Source organism: Streptomyces sp. NPDC005706, from assembly GCF_040631045.1.
Taxonomy (GTDB): Bacteria; Actinomycetota; Actinomycetes; order Streptomycetales; family Streptomycetaceae; genus Streptomyces.
Genome location: NZ_JBEXYS010000031.1, coordinates 74,882 through 93,892 on the forward strand (window position 1 = coordinate 74,882; position 19,011 = coordinate 93,892).

The following is a 19,011-nucleotide window of genomic DNA, read 5'->3' on the forward strand; positions in this document are numbered from 1 at the left end:
AGCGCGAACCGTCCGGACCGGCGGCTCAGCCCTCGTCGTGCGTGTCCGCCGCCTCGACCTCTTCGCGGGTGACACCCAGCAGATAGAGCACGGTGTCGAGGAAGGGGAAGTTCACCGCCGTGTGCGCGGCCTCGCGGACCACCGGCTTGGCGTTGAAGGCGACGCCCAGCCCGGCCGCGTTCAGCATGTCCAGATCGTTGGCGCCGTCGCCGATCGCCACCGTCTGCGACAGCGGCACCCCGGCCTCGGCGGCGAACCGGCGCAGCAGCCGTGCCTTGCCCGCACGGTCCACGATCTCCCCGGTGACCCGCCCGGTCAGCTTGCCGTCGACGATCTCCAGCGTGTTGGCCTGGGCGAAGTCCAGCCCCAGCCGCTCCTTCAGATCGTCCGTGACCTGCGTGAAGCCGCCGGAGACCACACCGACCTGGTAGCCGAGCCGCTTCAGGGTGCGGATGAGCGTGCGGGCGCCCGGTGTCAGCCGTACCTCGTTGCGCACCTTCTCCACCACCGAGGCGTCCAGCCCCGCCAGCAGCGCCACGCGCGCGTGCAGCGACTGCTCGAAGTCCAGCTCCCCGCGCATCGCCGCCGCCGTCACCTCGGCGACCTTGTCCTCGCAGCCCGCGTGCGCGGCGAACAGCTCGATGACCTCGTCCTGGATGAGGGTGGAGTCCACGTCCATGACCACCAGCCGCTGGGCCCGCCGGTGCAGGCCCGCCGAGACCACGGCGACATCGACACCCAGTGCCGCCGCGTCCGAGGCCAGGGCCGTGCGCAGCGGCTCGGTCTCCACCCCGGAGACGGCGAACTCCACCGCGGTCACGGGGTACTTGGCGAGCCGGAAGATACGGTCGATGTTGCCGCCGGTCTTCGCGATGCGGGCGGCGATGGCCGCCGTCGACTCGGCCGTGAGCGGATGGCCGAGCACCGTCACCAGAGAGCGCCCGAGCCCGCGCGGCCGGTTGTCGCCACGCCCGGAGATGATCTCCGCCTGCATCTTCATCGACTCGGCCCAGCTGTGCACGGTGGACCGCAGATCGCCCTCGAGCCCGGCCGGCGGCTGGGTGACCAGCGCGCACAGCACCAGGCGGCCCCGGGTGACGACCTGCTCGATGTCGACCACGTCGACATGGAAGGCGGCAAGGGTGTCGAAGAGGCCGGCCGTGATGCCCGGCCTGTCCTTACCGAAGATCTTGACGAGGAGAGTGGGGACCTCGGAGGTCTGCGAAGCGCTCATGGTGTCACCACCGTATCCGGCACCCAGTGCCTTCCGCCCGTGCGGTCCGCCTGACGGACACGGAACAACAGGTGTCCACCGGATGTCCCGCACCTGGCCCGCCGCGGTCGTCCCGGCACCCGCGTCCGCCCGTCACCTCCCGGTCCTCGGACGCGGTGGCGGCGGGGGAGGCGGCGGTGGCGTGCCGTCGTCGGGGCCGTCCGGCGGCCGATGCGGCGGGCGGGCCCCCGGACGGCCCCGGGGCGGGGCCGGGTCCAGCCGGCGGGAGATGGTCGGGGCGCCGTACATGTCGTCCCCGGGCGAGGGCGGCCGCGCGTCCTCGGGCTCCGCGCGCACCTCCTCCGGCACCCGGAGATAGGGGTTCGTGCCGGGGTTCGGCGGCCGGTACGGCCTGCCCGGCGCATAGGGTCCGGCACCACCGCCGGGCGCGGGCCGCCCGCCGCGGTCGCCGGAAGCGAAGTGCCCGGCCTGCCCGTAGCCGTCGCCGGGCGCGGTAGGCCCGGACCGTCCATGGCCGTCGCCGTACCCCGCTCGCGCGCCGTGCCCCGGCCCCGCGCCGCCCGCCGTGACCGCCCCGTCCCGCGCAGGCCCCGCCACCCGGGTGCCCGCGGCCCCCAGCGCCCGGGCGAGCAGCGCCCCCACCGCGCCGGCCCCCGCACCCCATACGGCACCCAGGAGCAGCGCCATGCCCGTCCGGCCGTGCAGTTCGATGCCCGCGCCGAACGCGTCGAAGCCCAGCACGGACAGCGAGGCGTCCACCGAGACGTCCGTCAGCCAGGCGAGGAACGGCCAGGCGAGCGCGGTCACGGTCCCGAGCCGCAGGGCGCAGCGCCCCACGAAGCCCGCCGTGCCCCTCCCGCCCGGCACCGGCGTGCGCACCGCGGTCAGCACCCCCGCCAGCAGCATCGCCATGGCGGCCGCCACCGCGAGCAGCCAAACCCGGCCGTCCAGCCCGGCCAGCCGGTCCAGGGTGACGGGCTGGTCCCGCGACGCGCTCAGCAGCCGGTCCAGCGGGTGGGGGAGCACGCCGCCCAGGGCGCCGGTGGCCCGGCCGTCCCAGGGGACGAAGAGGCCGAGCGGGATGCCGAGAAACACCCCGTTCGGCGCGCCGAGCAGGGCCGCGCCGGCGATCCGCCCGGGGTGGTCGTCGCCGGTCGCCGCGTACGCCGCCGCGGCGAGCCCGGCGGCCACGGCCAGCAGCAGCACGGTGACCAGCGCCGAGACGGCCGGCCGTACCACCCGGTGCACGGCGTCCCAGCCGGGCGGCAGGGGAGCGCGGCGGGAGGCCAGCAGCGCGATCAGCAGGACGCCGGCGGACCAGCCGAGCCCGCCGAGCAAGGTGGGCGCGGTGTCCACGGTGAAGCCGACGGCCGCCTTGGCGTGGATCAGGTCACCGATCCGGTCCGGGAGCAGCCCGCCGATGTCGCCGAGGTCCCCGAGGCCGGGGATCCCGGTGCCGCCCTTGCCGCCCCCGCCGGGCAGTTCGCCGAGGCCGAGCGAGCCGCCGTCGACGGGGACGACGCCGTGCCCGATCCGGGCGAGCCCGCCCAGCATCGCCACGAAGAGGGCGACCACCGTGCCCGCGCGCGCGAGGAGTTCGGACGGCGCGATCACAACTCCCGCCGTGCGCAGGGACCGCAGGAAGAACCACGACAGCAGCAGGGCGCCGGTCAGGCTCACACCGAGTGGCGTGATCTCGACGGCGGTGTGCACCTCGGCGCCCTTGAGTCCGAAGGCGGACACGTCCGCCGACGGGGAGACCGAACCACCCGCCCCGAGAGCCACAACGGCCGCCGTCAGCGGGCCCAGTGAGCCCGCCGCGTCCGCCCGGAGCAGGTGCAGCCCCAGCGCGGCCGTGGCCGTCATCCCCGCCAACGCCCAGCTCACCGCGGCGACCGCGGACAGCAGGATGTCCGCCCACGGCAGCGGCTTGCCCGGCCGTGCGGTCCCGGCACCCGTGGCAGCACTCATGGCAGACCCCCCGATCCGCTGCGCGGCACCGCTGCCGCGCTTGTCCCCCTCGCGGGGGATTACCACTCTCCGGCCGGGTTTCAACCCCGTCAACGGGGCGAGTTGAAGCGTGTGCCGGCCCGCGTCGCAAGGCCCGGGTTTCGGTCATGGGGCCGAGCCTGAAATAGTTCCCCACGATGTTCGACATCCCTAGACTCCCTGTGATGGGGGAAATTCGGGGGACAACTCAGTGGGGCATGGAGTGCCGGAACTCGTACTGGAAACAAACGGACGGACCTGGACGCTCGAGCCGTCCAGGCCCTACACCCTCGGCCGCGATCCGCAGGGTGACATCGTCTTCGACGACGCCAGGGTCTCCTGGCGTCACGCCACGGTCAGCTTCGACGGCCGCAGTTGGGTCATCGAGGACCACGGCAGCACCAACGGCACGTTCGTGCGGGGCCAGCGGATCCATCAGATGGAGATCGGCCCCGGTTCGGCGGTGCACCTCGGCAACGCGACCGACGGACCGCGGCTGAACCTGTCCGGCGCCGCGGCCGCGGTCGCCCAGCCCCAGCAGCAGGCGCAGTCCGCGCCGTACGCCGCTCAGGGCGCGGGGCCCGGCTGGGCCCAGCCGCAGGCACCGCAGCCGCAGGCCCCGCAGCAGGGGGTGCCGCACCAGGCCGCCGCGCACCAGCAGGCGCCGCGGGCCGACTGGCAGCAGTCGGGGGCGTCGCCGGCGTTCCCGCAGCAGCAGGGCGGTCCGGACGGGAACCCGGTGCAGAAGACGCCCGGTGGCGTGGCGGGGGCGCCGCCGGTCTACGGCGACCGCAGCCCGACCACGTTCCACCAGTTCGCCGTCGGCCGCGTGATGCGCATCGGCCGTGCCCTGGAGAACGAGCTGGTCGTCTCCGACCTGCAGGTCTCCCGGCACCACGCCGAGTTCCACTCGACGCCCGACGGCCGCTTCGAGATCCGCGACCTGGGCTCGCACAACGGCACCTACGTCAACGGCCAGCCGATCGCCAAGGGCGGTTCGGCGCTGCTCGGCCCGAACGACATCGTCGGTGTCGGCCACTCCACCTTCCGTATCGTCGGCGACCGGCTCGAGGAGTTCGTCGACACCGGTGAGGTCTCCTTCTCCGCACGCCATCTGACCGTCACGGTCGACGGCGGCAAGCAGATCCTGAAGGACGTCTCCTTCGGCGTCCCGGAGAAGTCCCTGATCGCGGTCATCGGCCCGTCCGGCTCCGGCAAGTCGACGCTGCTGAAGGCGCTCACCGGCTACCGGCCCGCCAACCAGGGCGAGGTCCTGTACGACAACCGGAACCTGTACAAGCAGTTCGCCGAGCTGCGCCAGCGCATCGGTCTGGTCCCGCAGGACGACATCCTGCACAAGGAGCTGACCGTCAGGAAGGCCCTGAAGTACGCGGCCAAGCTGCGCTTCCCGGCCGACACCACGGCCGCCGAGCGCGACGCCCGCATCGACGAGGTGCTGCGCGAGCTCAAGCTGGACATCCATAAGGACAAGAAGGTCACCTCCCTCTCCGGCGGCCAGCGCAAGCGCGTCTCGGTCGCCCTGGAACTGCTGACCAAGCCCTCGCTGATCTTCCTGGACGAGCCGACCTCCGGCCTCGACCCGGGCATGGACCGCGATGTGATGCAGCTCCTGCGCGGTCTCGCCGACGACGGCCGTACGGTCCTGGTGGTCACCCACTCGGTTGCCGAGCTGGCGATCTGCGACAAGCTCCTGGTGATGGCGCCGGGCGGCGCGGTCGCCTACTTCGGGCCGCCGGAGGAGGCGCTGAACTTCTTCGGCTACGACAGCTGGGCCGACGTCTTCTCCGCCTTCGAGAACTACCGCGACTACGACTGGGCGGGCCGCTGGAAGGGCTCGCAGCACTACCAGATGTACGCCGCGGACATCGACGCGGTCGCCCCGCAGTCCGTACACATGCCGCCGCCGCAGGCCATCAGGCCGCCCAAGCCGCAGGGCTGGGGCTCCCAGCTGATGACCCTGATCCGGCGCTATGTGGCGGTCATAGCGTCCGACAAGGGGTTCCTGGCGCTCACGGTGATCCTGCCGGCGGTCCTCGGCGCGGTCAGCCTGCTGATCGACTCCGACAAGGGTCTGCTGGTCAACCCGGTCAATCCGCGCACCGGCGTCCCCGTTCCGAACGGCACGGCGACCACCGTCCTGCTGATCCTCGCGGTCGGCGCGTGCTTCGCGGGCGCCGCGAACTCCGTGCGTGAGCTGATCAAGGAACGGGTCATCTACGAAAGGGAGCGGGCGACCGGCCTGTCACGCTCGGCGTACCTGATGTCCAAGGTGGTCGTGCTCGGCGCCGTCACGGTGCTCCAGGGCCTGATGGTGGGCCTGATCGGCTTCTCCAGCCGCGAGATCCCCGATCAGGGGCTGGTGCTCGGCGGCTCGACGCTGTTCGAGCTGTGCCTGCCGATCATGGCGCTGGGCTTCACCTCGATGATGTTCGGCCTGGTGATCTCCTCGCTGGTGAAGACCGCCGAGAAGACCATGCCGCTGCTGGTGATGTTCGCGATCATCCAGGTCGTCTTCACCGGCTGCCTCTTCACCCTGCACGGCACGCTCGGTGTGAACGAGTTCTCGTACCTGATGCCGTCCCGCTGGGCGGTGGCCGCGGCCGGTGCCACGCTGGACTTCAACAAGATCGCCCCGAACACCGACGACCCGACCAGCACCGACCCGCTGTGGGACCACGCGGCCTCGGCCTGGGGCCTGAACATGTTCGCGCTGCTCGTGCTCGGTGTGATCTGCGGCTTCTTCGTCGCCCGCTTCCTGCGCCGGCACGAGCCGGAGGTCATGCGGAAGTGACCGCGGGCCGCGTGACGCGCGGCCGCACGACGCGAAGGGCGGCACCCCACCAGGGGTGCCGCCCTTCCGCGTAGTCAAAGAGGTCCGCGCCGGCCTCAGTACGCGCTGTTCACGTTGTCGATCGTGCCGTACTTGTCGGCCGCGTAGTTGGCGGCGGCGGTGATGTTGGCTACCGGGTCGTAGATGTTCCACGAGGTGCCGGCCACGTGGTACGCCTTGAAGGTCGGCGGGATGACCTGCAGCAGGCCCTTCGACGGGATGCCGTTGATGGCGTTGACGTCCCAGTCGTTGATGGCCATCGGGTTGCCGGAGGACTCCCGCATGATGTTCTTGTGCAGGCCGTGGTAGCTGCCCGGGATGCCCTTGGACTTCATGATGTCCAGGGACTGGCGGATCCAGCCGTCCAGGTTGTTCGAGTAGGTCTTGGCGGCGACCATCTGCATCGCGGGGCGCTGCGCGGAACGGCTCGCGGCCTTGTCGGCGCGCTCCTGCGCGGCCTTCTTGGCGGCGGCCTGCTTCTCCGCGGCGGCGTGCTGCTTGGCGGCGGCCTGCTTCTTGGCCTCGGCCTGCTGCTTGGCGACGGCGTCGAGCTTGGCGGTCTGGCCGGCGAGCCGGTCGGTGAGCGAGCCCTTGACGTCCTTGACCGGCGTGTCGGCGTAGTGCACCTGCTGCGTGGCCGCGGCGTCCGTGGTGACGGTCTGGGCGTTGCCGGGGACGGCCGTGAAGGCCAGGGCGGCGGCACCGAGGGCGCCGACACCGGCGATGGCGATCTTGTGCTGCTTGGTCAGCGTACGACTATAAGCACGATTGAGGATGTTCTTGGGCATAGCTTGAATGGACCTCTTCGATAGCGCGGAGGTCGCTCTCCTGCGTCCGCCGGGGGAATCGGTTCCTCCCGCACGAGGGCCGCGGCGGGAAACCGCGGCGCCGAGCGACGGAAGCAATTCTTAGCTGGCGCAAAATGCCCAGGCAAAGGTGTGACGTACGAAGCCGCATAGTGGATCAGGGAAGGGCAAAACGGGACAGACTGGGCCGTCTGTCCCGTTCACCTATGGGTGGTTTATCTCCTATGCCCCTTCGTACGTGACGTGGACCCTATGCGCGGGCTCACATCGGCGGCGCACAGGTCTCACCGCGAGTTGCCGTCGCAACGCTCTCAGTGAGTGGTTTCCGAGGGCAGGAGGAGGTGCACGTCACCGAACTCGTGCCACAGGTAGCGCCCGCGCAGCGCCTCCTCGTAGGCACGGCCCACCGCGGCCCGGCCGGCGACCGCCTCCAGCATCAGCAGATGCGAGGCCTCCGGCTCGTGCAGCCCGGTCAGCAGCCCCTCCACCGCGCGTACCCCGCGCTCGGGCGTGACCACCAGGTCGGTCCAGCCCCCGGCCGCCCGGACCACCCCGTCCGGACCGGCCGCCGACTCCACCGCCCGCACGGCCGTCGTCCCCACCGCCACGACCCGCCCGCCACCGGCCCTGGCGGCGTTGATCAGCCGTGCCGACGCCTCCGGAACGCGGTACCGCTCCGGATACGGCGGCTCGTGCGCCTCCGCCGAGGCCACCCCCGTGTGCAGCGTCACCGGCGCGAACTGCACCCCCCGGCTCACCAGCTCCACCACCAGCCGCTCCGTGAAGGGCCGCGCCGCGCTCGGCATCTCCGCGCTGCCCGCCCCGTCCGGCGCGGGCAGCGCGAACACCGTCTGGTACACCGACAGCGGCTGGTCCCGCTCCGTATAGGAGTAGCGAATGGGCCGCCCGTGCTCCCGGAGCACCCGGAGCACCTCCGCCCCGGCCGGCCGGGCCCACCGCAGCCGCTCGCCCCGCCCGCCCAGCGGCTCCTCCAGCACCAGCCGCGCCCCGCCGGGCAACCGCACCACTGCACCCGCGGGCACACCCGCGCGCACCCTCGCGGACCCGCCCGCACCCGTGGATACAGCCGCACGCGCGCGCGTGGTGCCGCGCCCGTCCGGTTCCCGCAGCTCCACCGCCCACCGGCCGTCGTCCCCGCAAGTGGAGAAGTGCACCACCACGCGCGTGTGCCCGATCCGCCCGTTCACCGCGGCGGCCAGCGTGGGCGAGGTGTTCACCACCAGCAGGTCCCCGGCCCGCAGCAGCGCCGGAAGCTCCCGGAAGGCGTGGTGCGCCACCTCGGTGCCGCGCGACACGAGCAGCCGTACGGCGTCCCGGTCCAGGCCGGGCCCGCGCTGCTCGGCCGGCACGCGCGCCGACAGCTCCTCGGGCACCGTCACCGCGGTGGTCATCGTGCCTCCAGCAGCGCCGGCGCGGAGTACCGCCCGCTCGCCGGACGGTCGTCCAGCAGCCGCAGGAAGACCGGCACCACGCGCGCGGGCGCGGGCCGCGGATCGTCGTCGTCCGGTACGGCCGCCGCGTACAGGTCCGTCGCCATGTCCCCGGGATCCACCGCCCACACCCGCAGGTCCGGCTCCTCCCGGCCGAGCACCGCCGCGAGCTGGTCGAGGGCCGCCTTCGAGGCGCCGTACCCGCCCCACGTCCCGTACGCCTCCACCGCCGCGTCCGAACTGACCGTGACCACCGTGCCCGCCGCCGACTCCCGCAGCAGCGGCAGCGCCTCCCGGACCAGGCCGAGCGCGGCGACGACGTTCACCTCCAGCGCCCGCCGCAGCCCCTCCGGGGGCAGCTCCGCCAGCCGCACCAGCGGCTGCGCACCCAGCGCACTCGCGTTGCTCACCACCAGGTCGACCCCGCCCAGCCCCCGCGCGGCGGCCACCAGCGCGGCCCGGTGCCCGGCGTCCGTGACGTCCCCGGGCACCGCGGTCACGCGCGTCCCGTACCCGGCGACCGCCTCCGCCGCCGCCTCGAGCGGCCCGGCGCCCCGGGCGTCCAGCACCAGGTCCCAGCCGCGCTCGGCCAGCCCCTCGGCGAGCGCCCGCCCCAGCCCCTTGGAGGCTCCCGTGATGATCGCTACCGGCATGACAACCGTCCCCTCGTCCCCCAGGGCGTCGGCGCCCCGGCCCGCCCCGCCGGGCGGTGACCACAACCTAGGAACGGCCGCCCCCGCACCGCCTCGGACGCGGGCACCAGAGCGGCGGGGTCCTTCGGCGTACGCCGCGCGTCCGGGCCGGTGGACCTACCCCCTTCGTCCTAGGGCCCGCGGAGGGGGCTCCGCCGACACCGGTCCGATCCGCGCCGCCGCACCCCGCCGGTACCGTGAGGACATGAGTCAAGGCCCCCGGTCCGGCCTCGCCGCGGTGAGTTCCGCGCTGCTGGCCATGAGCAGGCACCTCGAGGTGCGCGACGTCCTGAAGACGATCGTGGCCTCGGCCCGTGAGCTGCTCGACGCGCAGTACGCCGCCCTCGGTGTCCCCGACGACCACGGCGGCTTCGCCCAGTTCGTCGTCGACGGCGTCAGCGACGCCCAGTGGAAGGCCATCGGCCCGCTGCCCCGGCGGCACGGCATCCTCGCCGCCATGCTGGACGAGGCCCGGCCCGAGCGACTCGCCGACGTCCGCAAGGACCCCCGCTTCGAGGGCTGGCCCTCCGCCCACCCGGACATGTCCGACTTCCTCGGCCTGCCGATCAGGGACGGCGAGGAGGTCATCGGGGCCCTGTTCCTCGCGAACAAGCGCTGCCCCAAGCCCGAGGGCGGCTGCGGCTTCACCGAGGAGGACGAGGAACTGCTCGCCATCCTCGCCCAGCACGCCGCGATCGCCCTCACCAACGCCCGCCTGTACGAACGCAGTCGCGAGCTGACCATCGCCGAGGAGCGCTCCCGGCTCGCCCACGAACTGCACGACGCGGTCAGCCAGAAGCTCTTCTCCCTGCGCCTGACCGCCCAGGCGGCCGCCGCCCTGGTCGACCGCGATCCAGCCCGCGCCAAGGGCGAGTTGCACCAGGTCGCCGCCCTCGCCGCCGAGGCCACCGAGGAACTGCGCGCCGCCGTGGTGGAGTTGCGGCCTGCCGCGCTGGACGAGGACGGCCTGATCGCCACCCTGCGCACCCAGACACAGGTCCTCGACCGCGCCCACACCGCGCGCGTGAGCTTCGCGACGAACGGCTTCCGCGCCCTGCCCGCGGCCCAGGAGGAGGCGGTGCTTCGGGTCGCCCAGGAAGCCCTGCACAACGCTCTGCGCCACTCCGGCGCCGAGCACGTCCGGGTGACCGTGGACCGGCGCGGCGGCGGAGCCGTCCTGCGCGTCGCCGACGACGGCAGCGGCTTCGACCCCAAGGCGGTACGCCGGGCCGGACGCCATCTGGGACTGGTCTCGATGCGGGACCGGGCCGGCGGGGTCGGCGGCACCCTCACCGTGCACGCGGAGCCCGGCGGGGGCACCACGATCGAGCTGGAGGTACCCGGTGGCTGACCCGATCAGAGTGCTGCTCGTCGACGACCACCAGGTCGTCCGCCGCGGCCTGCGCACCTTCCTGGAGGTGCAGGACGACATCGAGGTCGTCGGCGAGGCCGCGGACGGCGCCGAGGGAGTCGCCCGCGCCGAGGAACTGCGGCCCGACGTCGTCCTCATGGACATCAAGATGCCGGGCCTGGACGGCATCGACGCCCTGCGCCGGCTCCGCGAACTCGACAACCCCGCGCGCGTGCTGATCGTCACCAGCTTCACCGAACAGCGCACCGTGGTACCGGCCCTGCGCGCGGGCGCCGCCGGGTACGTCTACAAGGACGTGGACCCCGACGCGCTCGCCGGCGCCATCCGGAGCGTGCACGCCGGCCACGTCCTGCTCCAGCCCGAGGTCGCCGACGCCCTGCTCTCCCAGGAAGTGGCCAACTCCGGTCAGGGCAGGGCGGGTTCACTCACCGACCGGGAGCGGGAGGTGCTCGGCCTGATAGCCGACGGCCGCTCCAACCGGGAGATCGCCCGCGCCCTGGTGCTCTCCGAGAAGACGGTCAAGACACATGTGTCCAACATCCTCATGAAGCTCGACCTGGCCGACCGCACCCAGGCGGCCCTGTGGGCCGTGCGCCACGGCGTGGCCGGCTGAACCGCCCCGGCGCGTCGTTCGCCGCGACGCGGAAGGTTGCCTTCCGGGCTGAGATTCATACCGTCGTGGGAATGTCACCCGGATGGCCGTACCCTCCGACGGCCTCCGCCGTTCTCCAGTGCGTGCCGCGGCGATCGTCGCGGTGGACACTCAGGAGGGGTTGGACAGTGAAGAACCTGAAGAAGGCGGCGGCCGTGGCGATGGTGGCCGGGGGACTGGTGGCCGCGGGAGCGGGCATGGCCTCCGCCACGGACGGCGCCTGGGCCGGCGGTGCGGCCCAGGGCTCTCCAGGCGTCGCCTCGGGCAACGTCGTCCAGGCCCCGGTGCACGTCCCGGTGAACGCGGTCGGCAACAGCGTCAACGTCATCGGCCTGCTGAACCCGGCCTTCGGCAACCTCGGCATCAACCACTGAGGTCTGCCGGCGGTGACCGGCGGGCCTTCCGGGATCTTTCCCCCGGAAGGCCCGCCGGCCCGCCACGCCCCGAGCCCCAGGCCACCGGCCGGCTCAGCGGATGCCCCGCTCCCGCTCCTCCACCATGGAGTTGTACGCCGCCACCTGAGCCCGCCTGGCGGTCCGCTCCACCGGCCGCAGCGCCGCGCCCCGCGCCGCCATCTCCGACGCGCTCACCGCGCCCCCGTGCCCCTTGCCGTACGCCAGGGACACCAGCAGACCCACCCGCTGAGCCAGCTCGAGCACCCGCACCGCACGCGGCGGATACCCCGGCGCCAGCACCTCGCGGCCCCGCTCGGCCCGCGCCCGGTACGCGTCGATCGCCGCCTCCGCCACCGGCCCCGACCCGGCGACGTCCAGCTTCGACAGCACCTCGGTCGCCTCCCGCAGCGCCTCGGCCAGCTCCCGCTCGGCCTCACCCAGCGAGGGCACATCGGCGGGCGGCGCCTCCCGCACCGGCAGCACATGCCAGACCACCTCGACATGTACATCACCGTCCGGCCCGGCCGCGTGGACCTCCGGAACCAGTCCGACCGCCGCCCCGAAACAGAGCACCGCCTCCTCGGCCTCCAGCGCCCGCGCGTTGAAGTCCGGCGGCCCGCTCAGCCCCAGCGGATGACCGGGCGCGGGCAGCGCCACCCGCAGGCCGGTCGCCCCCAGACCCCGCAGCCGCCCCAGCGCGAGCGTGAGCCCGGCCGGCCCCGGGTCACCCGGCAGCCCCTGCACCCGGTGCACGGCGTCCTCGCCCACGATGGCGAGCGAGGCGTCATCCGGAGAGACAAGTCCGGCCAGAAGGGCGTTTCCCCAAGCGGCGAGGCGTCCTGAACGCGGTTCCGAAAGCATGCCCCCACCCTAAGGACCGGACCGATGGAATGGTGCGGGGCACTCGTGGCGTAGATTTCATAGGGGCTGCGCCCACCGGCGCGGCGGCCCGAGCCACAGGCGTACGCGACCAGCCGAGACCGGCCACACTGCAAGGGGAGACAACGCGCTCATGAGCGATGTTCTGGAGCTTCAGGACGTATCCGTGGTCCGTGAGGGCCGGGCTCTGGTGGACCAGGTCTCCTGGTCGGTGAAGGAGGGCGAGCGCTGGGTCATCCTCGGCCCCAACGGCGCCGGCAAGACCACCCTCCTGAACGTCGCCTCCAGCTACCTCTTCCCCAGCAAGGGCACCGCCACCATCCTCGGCGACACCCTCGGCAAGGTCGACGTCTTCGATCTGCGCCCCCGCATCGGCGTCGCCGGCATCGCCATGGCCGAGAAGCTCCCCAAGCGCCAGACCGTGCTCCAGACCGTGCTCACCGCCGCCTACGGCATGACGGCCGGCTGGCAGGAGGAGTACGACGAGGTCGACGAGCAGCGCGCCCGCGCCTTCCTCGACCGCCTCGGGATGAGCGACTACCTCGACCGCCGCTTCGGCACCCTCTCCGAGGGCGAGCGCAAGCGCACCCTGATCGCCCGCGCCCTGATGACCGACCCCGAGCTGCTCCTGCTCGACGAGCCCGCCGCCGGTCTCGACCTCGGCGGCCGCGAGGACCTGGTGCGCCGCCTCGGCCGGCTCGCCCGCGATCCCATCGCCCCCTCGATGATCATGGTCACGCACCACGTCGAGGAGATCGCCCCCGGCTTCACCCACGTCCTCATGATCCGCCAGGGCAAGGTCCTCGCCGCCGGCCCGATCGAACTCGAACTCACCTCCCGCAACCTCTCCCTCTGCTTCGGCCTCCCGCTCGTCGTCGAGCAGATCGGCGACCGCTGGACCGCCCAGGGCCTGCCCCTCTCCTGACGCCCGTCGCACCCCCGTTCGCGCCCTGTCCGCCGCCGGACCGGGGTCCTACCATGACCATGTGAACGACATCGACGCATGGGTGTGGTGGCTCGTCGGCGCGGCGGCGCTCGGAATCCCCCTCGTGGTCACCGCGATGCCGGAGTTCGGCATGTTCGCGGTCGGAGCGATCGCGGCGGCGGTCGTCGCCGGGCTCGGCTTCGGCGTGGTGATCCAGGTGCTCGCCTTCGTCGTCATCTCCGTCGCCCTGATCGCCGTGGTCCGCCCCATCGCGGCCCGGCACGGCAGACAGCGGCCCCAACTGGCCACCGGCGTCGACGCCCTGAAGGGAAAGCAGGCCGTCGTCCTGGAACGCGTCGACGGCTCCGGCGGCCGCATCAAACTCGCCGGAGAGATCTGGTCGGCCCGCTCGCTCGACACCGGCCGCGCCTACGACATCGGCCAGGAGGTGGACGTCGTGGACATCGAAGGAGCCACCGCGATCGTCATCTGAGCCGTCCTGCCCACGAGTTGGGCGACGGTCTGTCAGACTCGACCAGCAAGATCCTCAACGGCGACTGTCCGTTGAAGATGCCGAGGCGGAGAGGGGTACGGGGAACACGATGGAACCGGTCATCATCGTCCTGATCATTCTGGTGGTGTTGGTCTTCATCGCCCTGATCAAGACCATCCAGGTCATCCCACAGGCCAGCGCCGCCATCGTCGAGCGCTTCGGCCGCTACACGCGGACCCTGAACGCGGGCCTGAACATCGTGGTCCCGTTCATCGACACCATCCGCAACCGCATCGACCTGCGCGAACAGGTCGTCCCCTTCCCGCCCCAGCCGGTGATCACCCAGGACAACCTGGTCGTCAACATCGACACGGTCATCTACTACCAGGTGACCGACGCCCGGGCCGCCACCTACGAGGTCGCCAGCTACATCCAGGCCATCGAGCAGCTCACCGTCACCACCCTGCGCAACATCATCGGCGGCATGGACCTGGAACGCACGCTGACCTCCCGCGAGGAGATCAACGCGGCCCTGCGCGGCGTCCTCGACGAGGCCACCGGCAAGTGGGGCATCCGCGTCAACCGCGTGGAACTGAAGGCCATCGAACCGCCCACCTCCATCCAGGACTCGATGGAGAAGCAGATGCGCGCCGACCGTGACAAGCGCGCCGCGATCCTCACCGCCGAAGGCACGCGCCAGGCCGCCATCCTGACCGCCGAGGGCGAGAAGCAGTCCCAGATCCTGCGCGCCGAGGGTGAGGCCAAGGCCGCCGCGCTCCGCGCCGAGGGCGAGGCCCAGGCCGTCCGTACGGTCTTCGAGGCCATCCACGCCGGCGACCCCGACCAGAAGCTCCTCTCCTACCAGTACCTCCAGATGCTCCCGAAGATCGCCGAAGGCAACGCCAACAAGCTCTGGATCGTCCCCAGCGAGATCGGCGACGCCCTCAAGGGGCTGTCCGGCGCGATGGGCAACTTCGGCCCCCTGGGCGGCGGTCAGCCGGGCAACGGCGGCAACTCCGTCCCGCCCCAGAACAACGGCCCGCACGCGGAACGCCGCGAGAAGCCGTCGATCGACTGAGACCGCACAACGCAGCGACCCCGCGGCCCGTCAAGCGGGGTCGCGTCGATTCACGGCCGGCCGCGCGAGCACGCGTGAACAGGCCCTCAGGCGGCCTCCCCCACGAGCCACCCAGGAAGCGCCGCCATGTCCTCCTGCCCGAGGGCCAGGAGCATCGCATCGGCCGGCGTCGGCTCGAACGGCTCCCGCAGCAGCGCCATACCGGCCTCCTCCGGAGTCCGGTTCGCCTTGCGGTGATTGTCCTCCGCACACGCGGCCACCGTGTTCAGCCAGGTGTCCTGCCCGCCCTGCGCCCGCGGCAGCACATGGTCCACGGTCGTCGCCCTGCGCCCGCAGTAGGCGCACCGGTGCCGGTCCCGGACCAGCACCCCCCGCCTCGACCAGGGCGCTTGTCTTCGGAACGGCACCCGTACGTATCTGCAGAGCCTGATCACCCGGGGCGCGGCTATGTCGACATCGGCACCGCGCATGCGCAGTACGGGATGGGCCTGCTCGACGACGGCCTTGTCCTGCAGCACCAGAACAACGGCCCGATTCAAAGTCACCGTCGACAGCGGCTCGAAGCTCGCGTTCAGAACCAGCGTGTCACGCATCCAGCCCACCTCCCGTGCGCACCTGCCCACCACCCGGCGGGCTCGGATCAACTCTGTACGGGCGCGCCGAGATGGACAACGCAATAAAAAATGCCCGCCCCTGATCACTTCCAAGACCAGAGGCGGGCAAACGTTCAATGAACGCTTGGCTGAATCGGCGCGGTACGTCAGCCCTCGGCGGGCGTCTCGTACTCACCGATGAGCTGGGCACGCGCGATCGCGTGGAACCGCAGATTGAAACCGACGACCGCCGGAGAGACGTCCGAGTCCGGGCCGAGCTTCTCCTGGTCCACCGCGTACACCGTGAAGACGTACCGGTGCGGGCCGTCGCCCGGCGGCGGAGCGGCACCACCGAAGTCCTTGGTCCCGTAGTCGTTGCGGACGTGCACGGCACCCTCGGGCAGACCCTCGAACTTGCCGCTGCCCGCACCCGCCGGCAGCTCCGTCACGGAGGCCGGGATGTCGAACAGGACCCAGTGCCAGAACCCGCTGCCGGTCGGCGCGTCGGGGTCGTAGCAGGTCACGGCGAAGCTCTTGGTCTGAGGGGGGAAGCCCTCCCAGCGCAGCTGCGGCGAGGTGTTCCCCTCCGCCTGGACCTGGGCGCTCCCCAGCGTCGCACCCTCCTCGACGTCCTCACTCGTCACCGTGAACGACGGGACGGGCGGATGGAAGTCGTGGGGGAGCGGCCGCCGCTTGAGCTCGGTCACCTCGGTACCTCCTGATCGATTACTGGAATCAGCAGTTCCGAGCCTAGAACCAGTTCCGCTTGGAACCGACCTCGGACAGCCACTGATTGAGGTAGGCCGCCCAGTCGGTCCCGTGGTAGTCGTTCAGACCCACCTGGAAGGAACGGAAGGTGTCCGAGCCCTCGCTGAACAGACCCGGCTTCTTGTCCATCTCCAGGACGACGTCCATGGCGTGCTCGTCGGCCACGAAGCTGAGCTCCACCTGGTTCAGCCCCCGGTACTGCGCCGGCGGGAAGAACTCGATCTCCTGGTAGAACGGCAGCCGCTGCCGCGTACCCCGGATGTGACCGCGCTCCATGTCCGCGCTCTTGAAGCGGAAGCCGAGCTGGATGAAGGCGTCCAGGATCGCCTTCTGCGCCGGCATCGGGTGAACGTTGATCGGGTCGAGGTCACCCGAGTCCACCGCGCGGGCGATCTGCAGCTCGGTGGTCACACCGATGTTCATGCCGCGCAGCGACTGCCCGTCGATCATCGTGACCGGCGTCTCCCAGGGGATCTCGAGCCCGAACGGCACCGCGTGCACCGCCCCCGCCTGAAGCTCGAAGGCACCACCGAGCCGCACCTTGGTGAACTCGATGTCCTGCTTGTACTCCTGGTCGCCGCTCTCCACCTCGACCTTGGCCTGCAGTCCTACGGACAGACCCTCGATGTCCTGGTTCACGGACCCGCCCTGGATCCGCACCTCCCCCTGGACGACCCCGCCCGGTACCACGTTGACCTCGGTGAGCACCGTCTCGACCGAGGCCCCGCCGGCCCCGAGGCTCGCGAGCAGCTTCTTGAACGCCATGACTCTCCCTTTACGAAAGGACCCTCGCCCCGTACAAACGCGATCGGGCCACCGGCGGTTCCGGCCGGGCGGCTACCCGTCTGGGCTACCCTCGGAGGGCATGATCGCGCCCCCGGACCGTATGCCACTGCCCCGAGACTTCTTCGACCGCCCCGTACTCCAGGTCGCACCCGATCTGCTCGGCCGCATCCTGATCCGCACGACCCCCGACGGCCCGATCGCGGTACGCCTTACCGAGGTCGAGGCGTACGACGGCCCGAACACCCACGGCAAGTCACGTCGATCAGCATGAACGTCGAGAATCTCGCTCACTCCGCTGAAGAAGTCGCCCCCAAGTTGCTCGGTGCCGTTCTCACCCACGTGACCCGCGAGGGAACCGTGAGCATCACCATCACCGAGACCGAGGCGTACTCCGGTACGGCCGACCCGGCCTCCCACGCCTACCGCGGCAGGACATCCCGCAACGCCGTCATGTTCGGGCCCGCAGGACACATGTACGTCTACCGCTCTCACGGGCTCCACTGGTGCGCCAACATCGTCACCGGAACAGACGGCATCGCCTCGGCCGTCCTCATTCGGGCCGGCAGGGTGATCGAAGGGGAAGACCTGGCACGCAAGCGGCGAGGGGCGCAGGTCGAGACCCCACGCCTTGCGCGCGGTCCGGGGAACTTCTGCCAGGCGCTCGGTGTCACGGCAGAGCACAACGGCACAGACCTGCTGACGAGCGCCTCGGTCGCGCTGTCCGACGGCGAGCCGGTACCCGCCGCACTCATCCGGGTCGGTCCTCGGGTAGGCGTGAGCAAAGCCCACGACTGGCAGCACCGCTTCTACCTCGCCGGTGACCCAACAGTCTCGGCATACCGACTGAGCCCGAGAGCCAAGCCGTCCGCCGGAGCCTGAGCCGCTGCGCGCCTCGCTCGCTGCTTACCGGCCGTCCGCTCAGCCGGCGGCGGTCACGCATCGCTCACGGGTTCCGGAAGGTGATCCGGCAGTGGTCGGACTTGAACCCTCGCACTCCTCGACCTCGCGGCAGCAGCTCGACGAGTTCGCAGACCTGCGTCACGACCGTCCGTACGCAGTCGATCCGGTCGGGGTCTTCGAAGTCCAGCTCCTCCCACAGGTACTCGACGTCCCCCAGATCCACCCTCACCCACTTTGCTGCCAAATCTGCCAGCTCTGTCCGGATCTTCGCCAGGCCCTCATCACACCTGCCGATGCCTGCACGCATGGTCGATGCGTCAATGTCCCCTGCGGCGAACATCTCCGCCAGGGCGGTGCGTCTCTCGGATGTGGCCAGGGTTCCCTAAGGCATGCGGCACTGCACGAACCTCGGCTGCGGACCCGAGGGCAGGGCGAGCGCCGTGCTGCTGCGGGCCGGCGAGGTGGTCGAGGGCGCGGAGCCGGCACGCGAACGCCGGGTTTCGGCCCGGAACGACAAGGAACTGGCCAAGGGGCCGGCCCGCCTCGCCACGGCTCTGGGAGTGGACCGCGTCCTCGACGGCACGGACGCGTGTGCGGCCGGCGAGACGCCGCTGAGGATGCTGACCGGGACCCCGATCGCCTCCGACCAGGTACGAAGCGGTCCGCGCACCGGGGTCGCCGGGGAGGGCGGCAACGGCGACGTCCACCCCTGGCGGTTCTGGGTGGCCAACGACCCGACCGTGAGCCCTTATCGGGCTCACGTACCGAGGCGCCGCCGAAGTTGACTCCGCCCTGGAAGGTGCGTAATGTGGCCCGAGCCGCTGAACCGGGTACGGCGATCGCCTGCAGCCGGAGCGGCCAACCCACTACCTAGCTACAACCCCCGAACGGGGTCGATTCTGGTGCGCCCGCGTGCCCGAATTCGAACTCGTCGGACTCGATTATGAGTCGCCGGGAGAATCGGCTAACGTAGTGAATGTCGAAAGGCCGACGGGTGAAAATCCAAGGCCGGCCGACAAATCCCGCCGACAGGGAATCGGACGCCGAGAGGATCTGATAAAGTCGGAACCGCCGGAAAGGGAAACGCGAGAGCGGGAACCTGGAAAGCACCGAGGAAATCGGGTCGAGAAAAGATCTGATAGAGTCG

General features: G+C 71.5%; 18 protein-coding genes and 2 pseudogenes. 10 read left to right on the forward strand and 10 right to left on the reverse strand.

Annotated elements, in window-relative coordinates; all coding sequences use genetic code 11:
- Positions 1–25 precede the first annotated feature (25 nt).
- A complete protein-coding gene (serB, locus tag ABZ478_RS32490; protein WP_359555070.1) occupies positions 26–1,234 on the reverse strand; it encodes a phosphoserine phosphatase SerB in 1,209 nt (402 codons plus the stop codon).
- 132 nt (positions 1,235–1,366) lie between these two features.
- The gene (locus ABZ478_RS32495) at positions 1,367–3,205 is read right to left on the reverse strand and encodes a streptophobe family protein (protein WP_359555073.1); all 1,839 of its coding nucleotides are present in this window, start codon (positions 3,203–3,205) and stop codon (positions 1,367–1,369) included.
- A 241-nt stretch (positions 3,206–3,446) separates the two neighbouring features.
- Here ABZ478_RS32495 and ABZ478_RS32500 point away from each other — a divergent pair, with 241 nt between their 5' ends.
- Positions 3,447–6,035: an FHA domain-containing protein gene (locus ABZ478_RS32500; RefSeq protein WP_359555076.1), complete on the forward strand. Its 2,589-nt coding sequence runs from the start codon at positions 3,447–3,449 to the stop codon at positions 6,033–6,035.
- A gap of 95 nt (positions 6,036–6,130) precedes the next feature.
- Here ABZ478_RS32500 and ABZ478_RS32505 read toward each other — a convergent pair whose 3' ends face one another.
- The 3 genes from ABZ478_RS32505 to ABZ478_RS32515 all read right to left on the reverse strand — a co-directional run bounded on the left by ABZ478_RS32505 (position 6,131) and on the right by ABZ478_RS32515 (position 8,984).
- Entirely contained in the window at positions 6,131–6,862 is a 732-nt protein-coding gene (locus tag ABZ478_RS32505) for a transglycosylase SLT domain-containing protein (RefSeq protein WP_359555077.1), read from the reverse strand.
- 329 nt (positions 6,863–7,191) lie between these two features.
- On the reverse strand, positions 7,192–8,292 hold the full coding sequence (locus ABZ478_RS32510; protein ID WP_359555080.1) for an S-adenosylmethionine:tRNA ribosyltransferase-isomerase: 1,101 nt from the start codon (positions 8,290–8,292) through the stop codon (positions 7,192–7,194).
- Positions 8,289–8,984: an SDR family NAD(P)-dependent oxidoreductase gene (locus ABZ478_RS32515; protein WP_359555082.1), complete on the reverse strand. Its 696-nt coding sequence runs from the start codon at positions 8,982–8,984 to the stop codon at positions 8,289–8,291. The genes ABZ478_RS32510 and ABZ478_RS32515 overlap by 4 nt, the downstream gene beginning before the upstream one ends.
- Positions 8,985–9,228: 244 nt before the next feature.
- Here ABZ478_RS32515 and ABZ478_RS32520 point away from each other — a divergent pair, with 244 nt between their 5' ends.
- From ABZ478_RS32520 to chpE, 3 genes are all read left to right on the forward strand, one after another.
- A complete protein-coding gene (locus tag ABZ478_RS32520) occupies positions 9,229–10,374 on the forward strand; it encodes a GAF domain-containing sensor histidine kinase (protein WP_359555083.1) in 1,146 nt (381 codons plus the stop codon).
- Positions 10,367–11,008, forward strand: coding sequence for a response regulator transcription factor (locus ABZ478_RS32525; RefSeq protein WP_359555086.1), 642 nt, complete (start codon positions 10,367–10,369; stop codon positions 11,006–11,008). Before ABZ478_RS32520 ends, ABZ478_RS32525 begins: the two co-directional genes overlap by 8 nt.
- Positions 11,009–11,175: 167 nt before the next feature.
- A complete protein-coding gene (gene chpE, locus ABZ478_RS32530; RefSeq protein WP_359555089.1) occupies positions 11,176–11,421 on the forward strand; it encodes a chaplin ChpE in 246 nt (81 codons plus the stop codon).
- Positions 11,422–11,514: 93 nt separating this feature from the next.
- On the opposite strand, the gene ABZ478_RS32535 is transcribed toward chpE, so the two are convergent.
- Positions 11,515–12,303 (reverse strand): hypothetical protein, encoded by a 789-nt coding sequence (locus tag ABZ478_RS32535; protein ID WP_359555091.1) that lies wholly within the window; start codon positions 12,301–12,303, stop codon positions 11,515–11,517.
- A gap of 151 nt (positions 12,304–12,454) precedes the next feature.
- On the opposite strand from ABZ478_RS32535, the gene ABZ478_RS32540 reads away from it, so the two are divergent.
- The 3 genes from ABZ478_RS32540 to ABZ478_RS32550 all read left to right on the forward strand — a co-directional run bounded on the left by ABZ478_RS32540 (position 12,455) and on the right by ABZ478_RS32550 (position 14,817).
- Positions 12,455–13,246 carry an ABC transporter ATP-binding protein gene (locus tag ABZ478_RS32540; protein WP_359555092.1) on the forward strand — a complete coding sequence of 264 codons (792 nt, stop codon included), beginning with the start codon at positions 12,455–12,457 and terminating at the stop codon, positions 13,244–13,246.
- Positions 13,247–13,307: 61 nt separating this feature from the next.
- A complete protein-coding gene (locus tag ABZ478_RS32545; RefSeq protein ID WP_359555095.1) occupies positions 13,308–13,739 on the forward strand; it encodes an NfeD family protein in 432 nt (143 codons plus the stop codon).
- A gap of 109 nt (positions 13,740–13,848) precedes the next feature.
- Entirely contained in the window at positions 13,849–14,817 is a 969-nt protein-coding gene (locus ABZ478_RS32550) for an SPFH domain-containing protein (protein WP_359555097.1), read from the forward strand.
- Positions 14,818–14,903: 86 nt separating this feature from the next.
- On the opposite strand, the gene ABZ478_RS32555 is transcribed toward ABZ478_RS32550, so the two are convergent.
- The 3 genes from ABZ478_RS32555 to ABZ478_RS32565 form a co-directional block, all read right to left on the reverse strand.
- Positions 14,904–15,410, reverse strand: coding sequence for an HNH endonuclease (locus ABZ478_RS32555; RefSeq protein WP_359555099.1), 507 nt, complete (start codon positions 15,408–15,410; stop codon positions 14,904–14,906).
- A 167-nt stretch (positions 15,411–15,577) separates the two neighbouring features.
- Positions 15,578–16,117 carry a YbhB/YbcL family Raf kinase inhibitor-like protein gene (locus ABZ478_RS32560; RefSeq protein WP_359555101.1) on the reverse strand — a complete coding sequence of 180 codons (540 nt, stop codon included), beginning with the start codon at positions 16,115–16,117 and terminating at the stop codon, positions 15,578–15,580.
- Between the two features lie 43 nt (positions 16,118–16,160).
- The gene (locus ABZ478_RS32565) at positions 16,161–16,943 is read right to left on the reverse strand and encodes a sporulation protein (protein ID WP_359555103.1); all 783 of its coding nucleotides are present in this window, start codon (positions 16,941–16,943) and stop codon (positions 16,161–16,163) included.
- Between the two features lie 100 nt (positions 16,944–17,043).
- Here ABZ478_RS32565 and ABZ478_RS32570 point away from each other — a divergent pair.
- Both ABZ478_RS32570 and ABZ478_RS32575 read left to right on the forward strand, forming a co-directional pair.
- A pseudogene (locus tag ABZ478_RS32570) lies at positions 17,044–17,205 on the forward strand (DNA-3-methyladenine glycosylase); the annotation flags it as partial.
- A gap of 26 nt (positions 17,206–17,231) precedes the next feature.
- Positions 17,232–17,843, forward strand: coding sequence for a DNA-3-methyladenine glycosylase (locus ABZ478_RS32575; protein ID WP_359555105.1), 612 nt, complete (start codon positions 17,232–17,234; stop codon positions 17,841–17,843).
- A 64-nt stretch (positions 17,844–17,907) separates the two neighbouring features.
- On the opposite strand, the gene ABZ478_RS32580 is transcribed toward ABZ478_RS32575, so the two are convergent.
- The gene (locus ABZ478_RS32580; RefSeq protein ID WP_359555107.1) at positions 17,908–18,087 is read right to left on the reverse strand and encodes a hypothetical protein; all 180 of its coding nucleotides are present in this window, start codon (positions 18,085–18,087) and stop codon (positions 17,908–17,910) included.
- 163 nt (positions 18,088–18,250) lie between these two features.
- Here ABZ478_RS32580 and ABZ478_RS32585 point away from each other — a divergent pair.
- A pseudogene (locus tag ABZ478_RS32585) lies at positions 18,251–18,649 on the forward strand (DNA-3-methyladenine glycosylase); the annotation flags it as partial.
- Positions 18,650–19,011 lie beyond the last annotated feature (362 nt).